Below are 14781 nucleotides of genomic sequence, written 5' to 3' on the forward strand. Positions count from 1 at the left end.
AATGGACACGGCAAAAGCCGGCGCGCACGCGGCACCGCTCTTCCCCATTCCCGATTCCCGACTCCCCATTCCCGGCTTCACAGCGTCTGCTCCAGGATCCGCCAGCACAGGCCTGCGAAATCCACGCCCAGCTGCGCCGCGGCCTTGGGCACCAGCGAATGGCTGGTCATGCCGGGCGCGGTGTTGACCTCGATCAACTGCAGGCCGCGCACGCGGTCGCGCATCACGTCGACGCGGCCCCAGCCGCTGCAACCGGCCGCGGCGAAGGCCTGCAGCGCGAGCTGGCGGATCCGGGTCTCGTCCTCGCCGCTCATGCCCGGGCACAGGTACTGGGTGTCCTCGGCGATGTACTTGGCGTGGTAGTCGTACCAGTCGCCGGCGGGGACGATGCGGATCGAGGGCAGCGCGACGTCGCCGAGGATGCCGACGGTGTATTCCTCGCCCTGCACCATCTGCTCCATCAGCAGTTCGCCGCGGTAGTCGGCGGCGAAGGCGCGCACCGGCGCCAGGTCGGCCTCGGACAGCACCCGGAACACGCCGACGCTGGACCCTTCGCAGGCCGGCTTGACGAACAGCGGATAGCCCAGCGCGGCGGCCGCGGCGGCCAGGTCGGCCGCGGCGTCGATGCGGGCAAAGCCCGGCGTCGGCAGGCCGGCGGCGATCCACACCTGCTTGGTGCGGATCTTGTCCAGGGTCAGCGCGCTGCCGAGCACGTCGGGACCGGTGAACGGCACCTGCAGCGCGCGCAGCAGGCCCTGCAGCACGCCGTTCTCGCCGTCGCCGCCGTGCAGGATGTTGAACACACGGTCGACCTCGCCGGCGCGGATGCGCTCGAGCAGGGCGGGAATGCCGTCCACCGGCTGCGCGTCGACGCCAAGGCTGCGCAGCGCCTCGAGCACGTTGGCGCCGGAGTTCAGCGACACCTCGCGCTCGCTGGAGCTGCCGCCGAGCAGCACGGCGACGCGGCCGAACGCGGCCGCGTCGGTGACGCGCGTCGGCGGCAGGGTCGGCGCGCTCATGCGTCCGCTCCCGCGGCGAAGCCGTCCTGGGCGATGTGCTGGGCGACGTAGCCGATGTCGCCGGCGCCCATCATCAGCAGCAGGTCGCCGTCCTGCAGCACGTCCGGCAACACATTGCCCAACTCGGCGACCTGGCCCACCACCACCGGCTCGCTGCGGCCGCGCGCCCGGATCGCGCGTGCCAGCGAACGCGCGTCGGCGCCGGGGATCGGCGCCTCGCCGGCCGGATAGACCTCGCTGAGGACCAGCGCGTCCACTTCCGACAGCACCGCGGCGAAGGCGTCGAACTGGTCGCGGGTGCGGCTGTAGCGATGCGGCTGGAACGCGACCACCAGGCGCTTGTCTGGCCAGCCGCCACGCGCGGCGGCGAACACCGCGGCCAGTTCGCGCGGATGGTGGCCGTAGTCGTCGACCAGGCGCACGCGCGCGCCGCTGGCGGTGGTCACTTCGCCCAGGTCGTTGAAGCGGCGGCCGATGCCGGCGAAGCTCTGCAGTGCGCTGGCGATCGCCTCCGGCGCCACGCCGAGCTGCCAGCCGATGGCGGCGGCGGCCAGCGCATTGAGGACGTTGTGGCGACCCGGCAGTGCGAGGGTCACCGGGATGCTGCTGCCTTCGGGCAGGCGCAGGGTGAAGCGCATGCGCGGACCGTCCTGGACCACGTCCTCGGCGCGCACGTCGGCGTTCTCGCTGAGGCCATAGCTCATCACGTGGCGCGGCGTCTTCGCCGCCAGCGCGGCCACTTCCGGATCGTCGATGCACAGCACCGCCAGGCCGTAGAACGGCAGGCGCTGCAGGAACTCGGCGAAGGCGGCCTGGACCCGGGCGAAGTCGTTGCCGTAGTTCTCCAGGTGATCGGCATCGATGTTGGTGATGACCGAGATCAGCGGATTCAGGCGCAGGAAGCTGCCGTCGCTCTCGTCGGCCTCGGCCACCAGCCACTGGCCGCCGCCGAGCTTGGCGTTGGCGCCGGCGGCGAGCAGTTGCCCGCCGATCACGAAGGTCGGGTCCAGCCCGCCTTCGCTGAGCACCGCCGCAGCCAGGCTGGTGGTGGTGGTCTTGCCGTGGGTGCCGGCCACCGCGATGCCGCGGCGGAAGCGCATCAGCTCGGCCAGCATCGCCGCGCGCGGCATGATCGGAATGCGCTGGCTGCGCGCCTCCATCAGTTCCGGGTTGTCCTCGCGGATCGCGCTGGACACCACCACGCAGTCGGTGCCCAGCACGTTGGCCGCCGAGTGCCCGCGCATCACCCGCGCGCCGAGCTTGACCAGCCGCCGCGTGGCCGCATTGTCGGCGTTGTCGGAGCCGGAGACCTCATAGCCCAGGGTCAGCATGACCTCGGCGATGCCGCTCATGCCGGTGCCGCCGATGCCGACGAAGTGCACGCGCGGAAACGCGCGGACCAGATCGCCGGTGTCGTGGAGACGGCGGATCATTGGTGGCCTCCTGCGGAGGCGGGAATGGGGAATCGGGAATCGGGAATCGGGAAAGGCGCGGCGGCCGTGGCGATCCGTGCCTGTCGCGTGTTCGTGTCTGCGTGTGTCACTGCGTGGTTCTGCCCTTGATTGTGCTTGTACCCATTCCCCATTCCCGATTCACCACTCCCGTCTTCTTCGAGCACGATGTCCGCGATCCGCTCGGCCGCGTCCGGCTTGGCCAGGGTGCGCGCCGCTTCGGCCATCGCCAGGCGCTTGCCGGGGTTGCCGAGCAGGTCGCGCAGCACGCCCTGCAGGTTGCTCGCCAGGGCGTCGTCCTGCTTGAGCAGCACCGCGGCGCCACGTTCGACCAGGTATTCGGCGTTGCGGGTCTGGTGGTCGTCGACCGCGGCGGCGAACGGCACCAGCACGCTGCCGATGCCCACCGCGCACAGTTCGGCCAGGGTCGAGGCGCCGGCGCGGCACACCACCAGGTCGGCCCAGGCGTAGGCCGCGGCCATGTCGCCGATGAAGGCTTCGACGCTGGCGGCGACACCGGCCTCGGCATAGGCCTGCGCCGCTTCGTCGCGCAGCTTCTCGCCGCACTGATGGCGCACCTCGACCTGCGCGCCGAGCGCGGCCAGCGCGCGCGGCAGCGCCTGGTTCAGCACCCGCGCGCCCTGGCTGCCGCCGAGCACCAGCAGGCGCACCGCGCCATCGCGCGCGGCGAACCGCTGCACCGGCGCGGCCAGCGCGGCGATCTCGGCGCGCACCGGGTTGCCCACCGCTTCCTCGCGCGTGGCGAAGCTGCCGGGGAAGCCGGTCAGCACGCGCCGCGCCAGCCGTGCCAGCACCTTGTTGGTCAGGCCCGGCGCGCGGTTCTGTTCGTGCACCAGCAGCGGCACCTTGAGCAGGCGCGCGGCCAGGCCACCGGGACCGGCGGCGAACCCGCCGAAACTGATCACCGCGCGCGGCGCGCGCCGGCGCAGCACGAAGCCGGCGGCGCGCACCGCGCGCAGCACCCGCACCGGCGCGCCAAGCAACGCCAGCGCGCCCTTGCCGCGCAGGCCGCCGATGGCGATGGTGTCGATCTCGATGCCGTGCTGCGGCACCAGTTGCGTCTCCATGCGCCCGGCCGCGCCCAGCCACACCACCGGCACGCCGCGCGCGCGCAGCACCTTGGCCACGGCCAGCGCGGGGAAGATGTGCCCGCCGGTGCCGCCGGCGAGGATCATCACCGGCGCCGCGGAGGCGGCAGCGGAGACGGACGCCGTCGCGCTCATCCCAGCCTCCCGAAGGTCGGCTCGACGCGCGGCTGCATGCGGCTGGTGCCGCGGCCCGGCGCGCCGGCCTGGATCGCCGCGGCGACCGCGCTGGCGCTGGCCTCGCGCGCGGCGTGCAGGTCCTCGGCGTTGTCCACGGTCTGCTTGACCGGCATCGCCGCATCGCTGCGCACCAACGCCACCTGGCGCTCGGCGCGGTTGAGTTCGTAGGACACGCGCAGCAGCAGGCCCATCGCCACGCAGGTCATCAGCACGCTGGAGCCGCCGGCGGAGATCAGCGGCAGGGTCAGGCCCTTGGTCGGCAGGATGCCCAGGTTCACGCCAACCGAGACGAAGCTCTGCAGGCTGATCAACAGGCCGATGCCGAAGGCGATGTAGCCGGAGAAGTGGCGCTTCATCTCCACGCAGCGCATGCCCAACCAGAAGGCGCGCCCGACCAGCAGCGCATACAGCGCCACGATCAGGCACACGCCGACGAAGCCCAGTTCCTCGGCGATCACCGAGAAGATGAAGTCGGTATGCGCTTCGGGCAGGTAGTTGAGCTTCTGCACCGAGCCGCCCAGGCCGACCCCGAACAGTTCGCCGCGCCCCACCGCCATCAGCGCGTTGGACAGCTGGTAGCCGGAGCCGAGCTGGTCGGCCCACGGATCCAGGAACGAGGTGATGCGGCGCAGCCGGTACGGCTCCAGGATCGCGATGAAGGCGAACACCGGCAGGCCGATCACGATCGGCATCGACATGCGCGGCAGGTTCACCCCGCCCAGCACCAGCATGCCGGCGGTGATCGCCAGCAGCAGCGTGGAGGAGCCGAAGTCCGGCTGCAGCAGCAGCAGGCCGACCAGCGCCACCGCCACGCCCAGCGGCTTGAGCATCGCCGGCCAGGTCGCGTTGACCTCGTCGCGGAAGCGCACCAGGTAGCTGGACAGCCACACGATGTACAGCACCTTCACCGCTTCCACGGTCTGGAAGCGGGAGATGCCCAGGTTGATCCAGCGCCGCGCGCCGTTGACGGTGCTGCCCAGGCCGGGCACGAAAACCACCAGCAACAGGGCGAAGCAGGCCAGCAGCAGCAACTGGTTGTACTGCTCGATGTTCTTCAGCTCGGTGCGCATCGCCCAGATCGCCAGCCCGACGCCACCGGCCAGGAACAGCAGATGCCGGCTCAGGTAGTAGAACGGGCTGGTGGTCAGTTCGATCGAACTGGAGCCGACCATCACCACGCCCAGCGCGGCCAGCGCCACGGCGGCGCCGAGCAGCCATGGGTCGTAGCGGCCGCCGATGGCCTCCAGCCGGGTCGCTTGGCGGGCAGTGTCGTTCATCAGCGCACCTTCAACGTGGCCAGGCCGACCAGCACCAGCACCACCGAGATGATCCAGAAGCGCACGATCACCCGCGGCTCCGGCCAGCCCTTCAATTCGAAGTGGTGGTGGATCGGCGCCATGCGGAACACGCGTTTGCCGGTGAGCTTGAACGAGGCGACCTGGATCATCACCGACAGGGTCTCGATGACGAACACGCCGCCCATGATCACCAGCACCAGTTCCTGGCGCACGATCACCGCGATGGTGCCCAGCACCGCGCCCAGCGCCAGCGCGCCGATGTCGCCCATGAACACCATCGCCGGGTAGGTGTTGAACCACAAGAAGCCCAGGCCCGCGCCGGCAATCGCCGCGCAGATGATGATCAGCTCGCCGGCGCCGGGGATCGACGGGATCTTCAGGTAGGCCGAGAACACCGCGTTGCCCGAGGCGTAGGCGAACACGCCCAGCGCGCAGGCGACCAGCACCGTGGGCATGATCGCCAGCCCATCGAGGCCGTCGGTGAGGTTGACCGCGTTGGAGAAGCCGACGATCCAGAAGTAGGCGATGGCGACGAAGCTGACCCCGGCCAGCGGCAGCGCGATCGACTTGAACATCGGGATGTAGAAGGTGATCGCCGCCGGCACGTCGGCGGTGTAGTACAGGAACAGGCCGGCGGCCAGGCCGAAGATCGACTGCAGCAGGTACTTCCAGCGCGACTTCAGCCCGTTCGGGTCGCGGCGCACGATCTTGATCCAGTCGTCGTACCAGCCGATCACGCCGAACGCCAGCATCACCGCCAGCACCAGCCACACGTAGCGGTTGCGCAGGTCGCCCCACAGCAGCACCGACAGCAGCACGGTGAGCAGGATCAGCGAGCCGCCCATGGTCGGCGTGCCGGCCTTGGAGAAATGGGTCTGCGGACCATCCTGGCGGATCGGCTGGCCACCCTTGAACTGCGCCAGCTTGCGGATCACCGCCGGGCCCAGCCACAGCGACAGGAACAGCGAGGTCAGCGCCGCGAGGATGCCGCGGAAGGTCAAATAGCCGAACAGCCCGAACATGCTTTCGAGCTGCTGCAGCCAGCGCGCGAGTTCAAGCAGCATGCGGCGCCTCCTCTGCCTGCGCCAGCAGCGCGCTCACGATCCGGTCCATGGCGCTGCCGCGCGATCCCTTGACGAGGAGCGTGGCCGGGACCCGCGAGAGCGCGCCATCGGACGGCACGCCGGTGTTCTCATGCATGTGCTTCGATTCCTGCTCTTGATCCTGCTCTTGCCGATTCCCGGCCAGCGCCGCCAGATCGCGCCGCAACGCCTCGATCAGCGCCGCATGGCTGTCGAACACCCGGCCGTTCTCGCCGAACGCCTGCGCGGCGACGGCGCTGAGCGGGCCCAGCGCGTACAGCCGAGTCAGCCCCGCGTCGCGCGCGCGGCGGCCGCCGCTGGCGTGCAGCGCCTCGGCGTCCTCGCCCAGTTCGCGCATGTCGCCCAGCACCAGCCAGCGCTCGCCGCCGACCGCGGCCAGGGCGTCGATCGCCGCGGCCAGCGAGCCGGGGTTGGCGTTGTAGCTGTCGTCGATCAGCACCGCGCCACCGGGCAGCGTGTGCGCGATCTGCCGGCCCGGCACGGGCTGTACCTGCGCCAGGCCGGCGGCGATCAGCGCCGGCGCGATGTCCAGCGCCAGCGCCAGCGACGCGGCGGCCAGCGCGTTCATCAGATTGTGGCGACCCGGCAGCGGCATGGTCGCGGCGACCTCGCCGTGCGGGGTGACCAGCACGAACTGCGAGCGATCCGCGTGCAGGCGCAGTTGCGTGGCGGTGACCTCGGCGCTGGCCTGCAGGCCGAAGCGCAGCACGCGCGGGGCCGGCGCCGTCGGCAGGCGTTGCTCGAACCACCGTCCGAACGCGTCGTCGGCGTTGATCACCGCGGTGCCGTCGGCCGGCAGCGTGGCGTAGATCGCGCCCTTGGTCTGCGCCACGCCAAGCAGGCTGCCCAGGCGTTCCAGATGCGCCGCGGCGACGTTGTTGACCAGCGCCACGTGCGGCGGCGCGATCTCGGTCAGGTAGGCGATGTCGCCCGGCTTGCCCGCGCCCATCTCGTAGATCGCGTAGTCGGCGTCGTCCGGCGCCTCGATCACCGCCAGCGGCAGGCCGATCTCGTTGTTGCGGTTGCCGGGGTTGGCGTAGACGCTGCCGCCGTCGATGCGGCAGGCGTGCTGCAGAATCGCCAGCAGCAGCGCCTTGACGCTGGTCTTGCCGTTGCTGCCGGTGAGCGCGGCCACGCGGGTGGCGCGGCCGCGCTGCATGCCGGCGGCGATCCGCGCCAGCGCGACTTGCGTGTCGGCGGCGACGATCTGCGGCAGCTCGACCTGCGGCTGCAGCGTCTCCACCAGCAGCGCGCTGGCGCCGCGCGCGGCGGCATCGGCGGCGAAGGCATGGCCGTCGAAGCGCTCGCCGCGCAGCGCCACGTACAGGCTGCCCGGCGCCAGCGTGCGGGTGTCGTGGGCGATCGCATCGATCGCCACGTCGTCGCCATGCAGGTCGGCGCCGGCCCAGTGCGCGAGCATCGACAGCGGCAGACGCTTCATCGCACGCCCTCCCCGGCCTGGACCTGGACGCGCGCCTGCAACGCCTGCGCGGCGACCTCGGTATCGTCGAACGGATGCTTGATGCCGGCGATCTCCTGGTAGGGCTCGTGGCCCTTGCCGGCGATCAGCACGATGTCGTCGGCACCGGCCTCGGCCACGGCCTGGGCGATGGCCTGTGCGCGGTCGCGCTGCACGCGCACCGCGTGCGGGTCGGTGAAGCCGGCCAGGATGTCGGCGACGATGCGGTCGCCGTCCTCGCCGCGCGGATTGTCGTCGGTGACGATCACCGCGTCGGCCAGGCGCTGCGCGATCGCCGCCATCTGCGGGCGCTTGCCGGTATCGCGCTCGCCGCCGCAGCCGAACACGCACAGCAGGCGGCCATGCGCGTGGCCGCGCAGGCTGCCCAGCGCCTGCTCCAGCGCGTCCGGGGTGTGCGCGTAATCGACCACCAGCAACGGCTGCGCGTCGTGCCCGCCGAGGCGGTTCATGCGCCCGCGGATCGGTTGCAGCTGCGACAGCGTGGCGGCGATGCGCACCGGTGCCACGTCCAGCGCATGCAGCGCGCCGGCCACGGCCAGCAGGTTGTCCACGTTGAAGCGACCGAGCAACGCCGACTGCACCGGGTGGCGCGCCTCGCCGATCAGCAGGTCGAAGCCGATGCCGCGCGCATCCAGGCGCAGGCCCTCGGCACGCACCGTGGCGCCGGCCTGGCCGCGCGAGCTGACGCCGATGCGGCGCAGCGCCGGGTCCAGCGTCTCCAGCAATGCACGGCCGAACGCGTCGTCCAGGTTGACCACCGCCGACTTCAACCCCGGCGTGGCGAACAGGCGCGCCTTGGCCGCGCCATAGCGGGCCATGTCGCCGTGGTAGTCCAGGTGATCGCGGGTGAGGTTGGTGAACACCGCCACGTCGAAATGCACCGCGTCCACGCGGCCCTGGTCGAGCGCGTGGGAACTGACCTCCATTGCCACCGCCTGCGCGCCGGCGTCGCGCAACTGCGCCAGCAGCGCATGCGTCTGCAGCACCAGCGGGGTGGTGAAGCCGGTCGGCACCACGTCGCCGTATAGGCCCACGCCGAGCGTGCCGATGCTGCCGCTGCGCGTGCCCAGGCGCTGCCAGGCCTGCGCCAGCAACTGCACGGTGGAGGTCTTGCCGTTGGTGCCGGTGACCCCGACCATGGTCATGGTCTGCGACGGATGGCCGTGGAACTGGTCGGCCATCGCGCCCATGCGCGCGCGCAGGCCCGGCACCGCGATCGCATCGGCCGGGGCCGGCAGCTCGGCCGGCGCCGGCGGCTCGAACAGGATCGCCGCGGCGCCGTTGGCGCGCGCCTGTTCGACGAAGCCCAGCCCGTGCGCGCCGAACCCGGCGATCGCCACGAAGGCATCGCCCGGGCGCACCGCGCGGCTGTCCATGACCAGCCCGGACACCTGCACATCGCGCGCCAGCGCCACGCCCGGCAGCAGTTGCGACAGCGGCAGCACGCGGCTCACTGGTGGCTCTCCGGCAAGGGCGCCGGCAATCCGGCCGGCGCCGGGGCGACGGCGCGCGCGCTCGGCAGCGCCGCTTCCACCTCGGCCGCGGCGTCGGGTACGACCGCCGGATCCGGTTCCACCACCGCCGGCGGCGGCGCATGGCCGCTCTTGCCGGCGGCCTGCGCCGCCAGCCATGCCTGGATGTCGTCCGGCGGCACGTCCATCAGGCGCAGCGCGCCTTCCATCACGTTGTGGAACACCGGCGCCGAGACCAGGCCGCCGTAGTACTTGGCGCCCTGCGGGTCGTTGATCACGATGACCGTGGCGAAGCGCGGATTGGTCGCCGGCACCAGGCCGGCGAACAGCGCGTTGTAGTGGCCGCGGATATAGCCGCCGGGGCCGTTCAGGCGCGCGGTGCCGGTCTTGCCGGCGACGTGGTAGCCGAGCACCGCCGCGCCCTTGGCGCCGCCCTGGGTGACCACGGTTTCCATCATCGCCACCACTTCCTTGGCCACTTCCGGGCTGATCACCTCGCGCGGTTCCTGGTGCTGGCCCTTGACGAAGGTGGGCTGCATCAACTTGCCGTGGTTGCCCAGCGCGGTGTAGGCGGTGGCGATCTGCAGCGGCGTCACCGACAGGCCGTAGCCGTAGGACATCGTGGTCTTGGTGGTGCCGTACCAGCTCGGGCTGCCCGGATGCGAGACCACGCCCGACGATTCGCCGGGGAAGCCGCTGTGCGGCGCCGAGCCGTAGCCGAACTTGCGCACCGACTGATAGAACGCCTGGTCGTCCAGCTTGGCGGCGATCTTGGCCGCGCCGATGTTGGAGCTGCGGGTGATCACGCCGGTGACGTTGAGCACGCCGTTGTTCCGCGGCACGTCGCGGATGGTGTAGCGCCCCAGGGTCATGAACCCGGGGTTGGTGTCGATGACGGTGTTCGGAGTGACGACCCCGGCCTGCAAGGCGGTGGCGATCGTCAGCGGCTTCATCGTCGAGCCCGGCTCGACCAGGTCGGTGACCGCGCGATTGCGGCGCGCATCGGAGTTGACCCCGCTGACCGCGTTCGGGTTGTAGGTCGGCAGGTTGACCATCGCCAACACCTCGCCGGTGTTCACGTCCACGATCACGATCGAGCCGGCGGCGGCCTTGTTCTCTTCCAGCGCCTTGCGCAGTTCCTTGTAGGCCAGGAACTGGATGCGGCGGTCGATGCTCAGGGTCAGATCCTTGCCCGGCTCGGCGGCCTTGACCAGATCGATGCTCTCCACGATCGCGCCCTTGCGGTCGCGGATCACGCGCTTGGCGCCGGGCTTGCCGCGCAGCCATTCGTCGAACGCCAGCTCCAGCCCTTCCTGGCCGCGGTCGTCGATGTTGGTGAAGCCGAGCACATGCGCCATCGCTTCGCCCTGCGGGTAGAAGCGACGGAATTCGCGCTGCGAGAACACGCCCGGGATGCCCAGCGCGACCACCGCATGCGCCTTGTCCGGATTGATCCGGCGCTTGAGGTACATGAACTCCTTGTCCGCCTTCTGCGACAGCTTGGCGGTCAGTTCGTCGCTGGGCAGCTCCAGCGCCTTCGCCAATTGCGGGATGCGGTCCGGGTTGCGCAGCAGTTCCTGCGGATTGACCCAGATCGACTCCACCGGCGTGGACACCGCCAGCGGCTCGCCGTTGCGGTCGGTGATCATGCCGCGCGAGGTGGCGATCGGCAGTTCGCGCAGATAGCGCGCCTCGCCCTGGCGCTGGTAGAAATCGGCGTTGATCAGCTGCACGTAGGCGGCGCGACCGATCAACGTGACCGAGCACAGGCCCAGCGCGGCGCCGACCAGCAGTAGCCGGCCACGGAGATTGAAGTTGCTGCGCGGGCGATTGCGGCCGGTCTTGCTCATGGCCGCACCACCACGATGTCGCCGGTTTCCGGGAACTTCATGCCCAGCCGCTCGCGTGCGACCTGATCGACGCGATTGCTCTCGGCCCAGGTCGCCTGCTCCAGCTGCAGCCGGCCGAACTCGATGTTCAGCTCGTCGCGATCGTGCTCCAGCCGCGACAGCTCGACGAACAACTGCCGATGGCGATGGCGCATGTAGACGACGCCGATCGCCGAGGCGACGGTGCAGGCGAGCAGGACGACGAGCAGTAGCCGGCTCACGGCGCGCTCCTTTGGAGCACGCCATGAGCCGGCGGGAATGGGGAAACGGGAATGGGGAATGGGGAAGAGCCGGTGGCCTGCACCCGGAAACCGTCCGCACCCGGAAGCGCGCTCTTGCTCTCGCTCTTACCGATTCCCGATTCCCGATTCCCGATTCCCAGCTTCTCCGCCACTCGCAACACCGCGCTGCGCGCACGCGGGTTCACCGCCAGTTCGTCGGTCTCGGCCTTGATCGCGCCACCGTGCAGGCGCAGGGTCGGCACGAAGGCGGCGGCCTCCGGCAGGCGGCGGTTGCTCGGCGGCGCCTTGGCGTGGCGCTGCATGAATTGTTTGACGATGCGGTCTTCCAGCGAGTGGAAGCTGATCACCGCCAGCCGGCCGCCCGGCTTGAGCGCGGCCAGCGCCGCGTCCAGCCCGGTTTCGAGGTCGGCCAGTTCGCGGTTGATGTGGATGCGGATCGCCTGGAAGCTGCGCGTGGCCGGGTGGGTCTTGCTGTCGCCGCGCGGCATCACGCTGGCGATCAGGTCGGCCAGTTGCGCGGTGCGGATCAGCGGCTGCTCGGCGCGGCGCGCCACGATCGCGCGGGCGATGCGCCGGCTCTGCCGCTCCTCTCCGTAGGTCCACAGCACGTCGGCGATGGCGCGCTCGTCGGCGCGCGCCAGCCACTGCGCCGCGCTCTCGCCGGCGTCGGGGTCCATGCGCATGTCCAGCGGGCCGTCCTTGCCGAAGGAGAAGCCGCGCTCGGCCACGTCCAGTTGCGGCGAGGACACGCCCAGGTCGAACAGCACGCCGTCCAGATCGACGGCCGCGTCCCACTGGCCCAGGTCGGCGAAGCTGCCGCGGCGGATGCCCACGCGCGCATCGTCGCCGAACGCATGTTCGGCTACGGCGATCGCCTCGGGATCCTTGTCCATCACCAGCAGCCGGCCTCCCGGGCCGAGTTTGTGCAGCACCCCGCGCGCGTGTCCGCCACGCCCGAACGTGCCATCCAGATAGATTCCGTTTTCGATCACCTGCAGCCCGTCCAGGACCTGCGCGAACAACACCGGCACATGCGCCGCCGATGGTTGCGACACCGGGAGGTGACCGGCCTGCGCCTGTCCGCGCATCCGGACACCCCGACTCACAACTTCAGATCGAGCAATCCATCGCCCAGATCCTCGTCAGACAACGTCTGCTGGATCAGTGCGCGATGAGCCTGCTCGCTCCACAGTTCGAACTTGTCGCCCATGCCCAGGAGCACGGCACGCTTTTCAATGCCCACCGCGGCGCGATGGCTCGGCGGAATGGTGATGCGGGCGTTGGCATCCAGCTCCAGCGCGGCCGACGAACCCACCAGCTTCTGCTGCAGGACCCGCACCACGCGCTGGGTGTTGGGCTTGGCCATGACGTCGTCACGGACCCGCTCCCACTCCTTCTCCGCGTACAGCCACAGGCAGCCGGCCTCGAACGGGTTGTAGGTCAGCACCAGCCGATTGCCGCTCACGCGCGCGACGAGGTCGCGGTACGCGGTGGGAACCGCCATACGCCCCTTGTCGTCCACAGTGATTGCGGTCTCGCCCTGAAACACGACGCCTGCACCTTTCCGAATCCGCCTGGGCGGTCATTGAACCACGAAAAACCACAAAAAACCCGGTTTCCCCTCAAGTGCCCACCTTAGCAGCGCGCAAAGGGTTGTCAACAACTTTGCGAGCGATAAATCGCTAGCCACATCAATGGCTTGCGCCATTCTTTAGAGACTTGTTCAAGGCTTATCCACAAGTTGCTGTTTCGTCTCATATTTTGAGATTGAACGGAAATTCAGCCCTGTGCACGGGGCGTTAAGACGGGAGCCAGCCGCGACGCGGACAAGGGCGCGCCTCGCGCCCCGCTGCGCAAGACCGCACAATTGGGCCATGTGCCTGGTCGTTCTCGCCCTGCAATCGCATCCGCGCTGGCGCCTGCTGCTGGTCGGCAACCGCGACGAGTTCCACGCCCGCCCGACCGCGCCATTGCAGCGCTGGCCGGCCCCGGCGCAACGGGTGCTGGCCGGGCGCGATCTGCGTTCCGGCGGCAGTTGGGTCGGGCTGGACGATGCCGGCCGCTGCACCGTGGTCACCAATGTGCGCGACCCGCTGGCGTCGATGTCCGGCGCGTCGCGCGGCGCCCTGGTCGCCGACTACCTGGCCGGCGCCGCCCCGGCGTCGGCCTTCGCCGAGGCCCTGGCGCTGCGCGCCGACACCTATCCGCCGTTCAACCTGCTGCTGGCCGACGCCGAGGGCGCCCACTATCTGGGCAACCACCCGCCGGCCCGGCAGCGGCTGGCGCCCGGCGTGCACGGCATGTCCAACGGCGCCCTCGACGCGCCATGGCCGAAGACCGTGCGCCTGCAGGCGGCGGTGGCGGACTGGATCGCGGCGGGCGACGAGGATCTGGCCCCGCTATGGCGGGCCCTGGCCGACGAGACCGTCGCCGACGACGCGCGGCTGCCCGACACCGGCGTCGGCCTGGAGCTGGAGCGGCGGCTGTCGCCGGCCTTCATTCGCGGCCACGACTACGGCACCCGCGCGAGCACCATCGTCGCGGTGGACGGCGACGGACGCGTCTGGATCCATGAGCGCCGGTTCGGTCCGGACGGGGTATTCCTGGGGGAGACGCGGCTGGAAAACCTGGCCCCAGGGCAAGGGGCCCGGGCTTCCGCGGAGCACCGGCCGACAGGCTGAATGCCGTGGCCAGGCGCAACGTGCGACAATGCGCGCGGCGGAGTCGGCCAGACAGTCGCGTCATCCCCTCGCATTTCGGTGCGGCGGGATGCCGAGGAAAGTCCGGGCTCCATAGGGCAAGGTGCCAGGTAACGCCTGGGCGGCGCGAGCCGACGGAAAGTGCAACAGAAAGATACCGCCTACGTCTGCGCAAGCAGGCCGGTAAGGGTGAAATGGTGCGGTAAGAGCGCACCGCGAGTCCGGCAACGGACCGGCACGGCAAACCCCACCTGGAGCAAGACCAAATAGGGACCTCATGGCGCGGCCCGCGTCGGGTCCGGGTAGGTTGCTCGAGCGTACCGGTGACGGTGCGCCTAGAAGAATGACTGTCCACGACAGAACCCGGCTTATCGGCCGGCTCCGCCACTTCCTCGCTCAGTCGCGTTGCGCGGACGGCATCAAGCGTGAGCTTTGCCAGCTACGGCTGCTTCTCAAGCAATAAGCGCTCTCGCCGCTTGCCTTCTATAAGTTGAATGATCGAGGCTCGATGCTTTTCGCTGTGGGCCAGGAAGGCTGACCTAGGAAGCAACAGGCGAACCGCAGTAGGCAGAAGCTCGAAGGCTTTTTCCGCCACGAGCGAAAATGACTCGTCATCCGCGATGCGTTCATGCGCAATAGTCAACATGCCATCGACTAGAACGCGCTCGATTTGCGGCCAATGCTTTTCCAAATACTCGGTAGCGGCATTTGTACCACTTGCCACCGATCCAAGCGCGGCCCCCTTAACGGAGACGACCTTCTCGCTCAGAGACTCTGACAAGAGCTTCGCCTTCCCTGCTACAAGTCCAAACATGGCATCACTGCTCTACATGCTCGATGGG

At 70.0% G+C, this 14781-nt stretch carries 13 protein-coding genes and 1 other RNA gene; 2 read left to right on the plus strand and 12 right to left on the minus strand.

From position 1 onward, the window contains the following. Positions 1 to 77: 77 nt before the first annotated feature. The 11 genes from AB3X07_RS18745 to AB3X07_RS18795 are packed head-to-tail and all read right to left on the minus strand — an operon-like array spanning position 78 to position 12744. Positions 78 to 1019 (minus strand): D-alanine--D-alanine ligase, encoded by a 942-nt coding sequence (locus AB3X07_RS18745; RefSeq protein ID WP_369940248.1) that lies wholly within the window; start codon positions 1017 to 1019, stop codon positions 78 to 80. Continuing rightward, positions 1016 to 2452 (minus strand): UDP-N-acetylmuramate--L-alanine ligase, encoded by a 1437-nt coding sequence (murC, locus tag AB3X07_RS18750; RefSeq protein WP_369940249.1) that lies wholly within the window; start codon positions 2450 to 2452, stop codon positions 1016 to 1018. Before murC ends, AB3X07_RS18745 begins: the two co-directional genes overlap by 4 nt. Beyond that, on the minus strand, positions 2449 to 3714 hold the full coding sequence (murG, locus tag AB3X07_RS18755; protein ID WP_369940250.1) for an undecaprenyldiphospho-muramoylpentapeptide beta-N-acetylglucosaminyltransferase: 1266 nt from the start codon (positions 3712 to 3714) through the stop codon (positions 2449 to 2451). Before murG ends, murC begins: the two co-directional genes overlap by 4 nt. Further along, complete coding sequence (ftsW, locus tag AB3X07_RS18760) at positions 3711 to 5033, minus strand: putative lipid II flippase FtsW (protein ID WP_369940252.1); 1323 nt, start codon at positions 5031 to 5033, stop codon at positions 3711 to 3713. Before ftsW ends, murG begins: the two co-directional genes overlap by 4 nt. Continuing rightward, on the minus strand, positions 5033 to 6118 hold the full coding sequence (gene mraY, locus AB3X07_RS18765; protein WP_369940253.1) for a phospho-N-acetylmuramoyl-pentapeptide-transferase: 1086 nt from the start codon (positions 6116 to 6118) through the stop codon (positions 5033 to 5035). The genes ftsW and mraY overlap by 1 nt, the downstream gene beginning before the upstream one ends. After that, a complete protein-coding gene (locus AB3X07_RS18770; protein ID WP_369940254.1) occupies positions 6108 to 7598 on the minus strand; it encodes a UDP-N-acetylmuramoyl-tripeptide--D-alanyl-D-alanine ligase in 1491 nt (496 codons plus the stop codon). Before AB3X07_RS18770 ends, mraY begins: the two co-directional genes overlap by 11 nt. Then, the gene (locus AB3X07_RS18775) at positions 7595 to 9091 is read right to left on the minus strand and encodes a UDP-N-acetylmuramoyl-L-alanyl-D-glutamate--2,6-diaminopimelate ligase (RefSeq protein ID WP_369940256.1); all 1497 of its coding nucleotides are present in this window, start codon (positions 9089 to 9091) and stop codon (positions 7595 to 7597) included. Before AB3X07_RS18775 ends, AB3X07_RS18770 begins: the two co-directional genes overlap by 4 nt. After that, on the minus strand, positions 9088 to 10959 hold the full coding sequence (locus tag AB3X07_RS18780) for a peptidoglycan D,D-transpeptidase FtsI family protein (RefSeq protein WP_369940257.1): 1872 nt from the start codon (positions 10957 to 10959) through the stop codon (positions 9088 to 9090). The genes AB3X07_RS18775 and AB3X07_RS18780 overlap by 4 nt, the downstream gene beginning before the upstream one ends. Beyond that, positions 10956 to 11219, minus strand: coding sequence for a cell division protein FtsL (gene ftsL, locus AB3X07_RS18785; protein WP_369940258.1), 264 nt, complete (start codon positions 11217 to 11219; stop codon positions 10956 to 10958). The genes AB3X07_RS18780 and ftsL overlap by 4 nt, the downstream gene beginning before the upstream one ends. Further along, positions 11216 to 12328 carry a 16S rRNA (cytosine(1402)-N(4))-methyltransferase RsmH gene (gene rsmH / locus AB3X07_RS18790; protein WP_369944809.1) on the minus strand — a complete coding sequence of 371 codons (1113 nt, stop codon included), beginning with the start codon at positions 12326 to 12328 and terminating at the stop codon, positions 11216 to 11218. The genes ftsL and rsmH overlap by 4 nt, the downstream gene beginning before the upstream one ends. 14 nt (positions 12329 to 12342) lie before the next feature. Continuing rightward, a complete protein-coding gene (locus tag AB3X07_RS18795; protein WP_010344444.1) occupies positions 12343 to 12744 on the minus strand; it encodes a division/cell wall cluster transcriptional repressor MraZ in 402 nt (133 codons plus the stop codon). 370 nt (positions 12745 to 13114) lie between these two features. Here AB3X07_RS18795 and AB3X07_RS18800 point away from each other — a divergent pair, with 370 nt between their 5' ends. Both AB3X07_RS18800 and rnpB read left to right on the plus strand, forming a co-directional pair. Then, complete coding sequence (locus AB3X07_RS18800) at positions 13115 to 13921, plus strand: NRDE family protein (protein ID WP_369940260.1); 807 nt, start codon at positions 13115 to 13117, stop codon at positions 13919 to 13921. 39 nt (positions 13922 to 13960) lie between these two features. Then, positions 13961 to 14326: RNase P RNA component class A (gene rnpB / locus AB3X07_RS18805), an RNA gene on the plus strand. 52 nt (positions 14327 to 14378) lie between these two features. On the opposite strand, the gene AB3X07_RS18810 is transcribed toward rnpB, so the two are convergent. Further along, complete coding sequence (locus tag AB3X07_RS18810) at positions 14379 to 14753, minus strand: hypothetical protein (RefSeq protein ID WP_369940261.1); 375 nt, start codon at positions 14751 to 14753, stop codon at positions 14379 to 14381. Positions 14754 to 14781 lie beyond the last annotated feature (28 nt).

The sequence above is a fragment of the Xanthomonas sp. DAR 35659 genome (assembly GCF_041242975.1).
GTDB classification, from domain to species: domain Bacteria; phylum Pseudomonadota; class Gammaproteobacteria; order Xanthomonadales; family Xanthomonadaceae; genus Xanthomonas_A; species Xanthomonas_A medicagonis.

Bases quoted from the DNA above. Each gene is read 5' to 3' on its own strand.
- AB3X07_RS18810 (WP_369940261.1), bottom strand. From the start codon at position 14,753: ATGTTTGGACTTGTAGCAGGGAAGGCGAAGCTCTTGTCAGAGTCTCTG.
- murC (WP_369940249.1), bottom strand. From the start codon at position 2,452: ATGATCCGCCGTCTCCACGACACCGGCGATCTGGTCCGCGCGTTTCCG.
- AB3X07_RS18780 (WP_369940257.1), bottom strand. From the start codon at position 10,959: ATGAGCAAGACCGGCCGCAATCGCCCGCGCAGCAACTTCAATCTCCGT.
- ftsW (WP_369940252.1), bottom strand. From the start codon at position 5,033: ATGAACGACACTGCCCGCCAAGCGACCCGGCTGGAGGCCATCGGCGGC.
- AB3X07_RS18800 (WP_369940260.1), top strand. From the start codon at position 13,115: ATGTGCCTGGTCGTTCTCGCCCTGCAATCGCATCCGCGCTGGCGCCTG.
- AB3X07_RS18745 (WP_369940248.1), bottom strand. From the start codon at position 1,019: ATGAGCGCGCCGACCCTGCCGCCGACGCGCGTCACCGACGCGGCCGCG.
- mraY (WP_369940253.1), bottom strand. From the start codon at position 6,118: ATGCTGCTTGAACTCGCGCGCTGGCTGCAGCAGCTCGAAAGCATGTTC.
- murG (WP_369940250.1), bottom strand. From the start codon at position 3,714: ATGAGCGCGACGGCGTCCGTCTCCGCTGCCGCCTCCGCGGCGCCGGTG.
- rsmH (WP_369944809.1), bottom strand. From the start codon at position 12,328: ATGCGCGGACAGGCGCAGGCCGGTCACCTCCCGGTGTCGCAACCATCG.
- AB3X07_RS18770 (WP_369940254.1), bottom strand. From the start codon at position 7,598: ATGAAGCGTCTGCCGCTGTCGATGCTCGCGCACTGGGCCGGCGCCGAC.
- AB3X07_RS18795 (WP_010344444.1), bottom strand. From the start codon at position 12,744: ATGGCGGTTCCCACCGCGTACCGCGACCTCGTCGCGCGCGTGAGCGGC.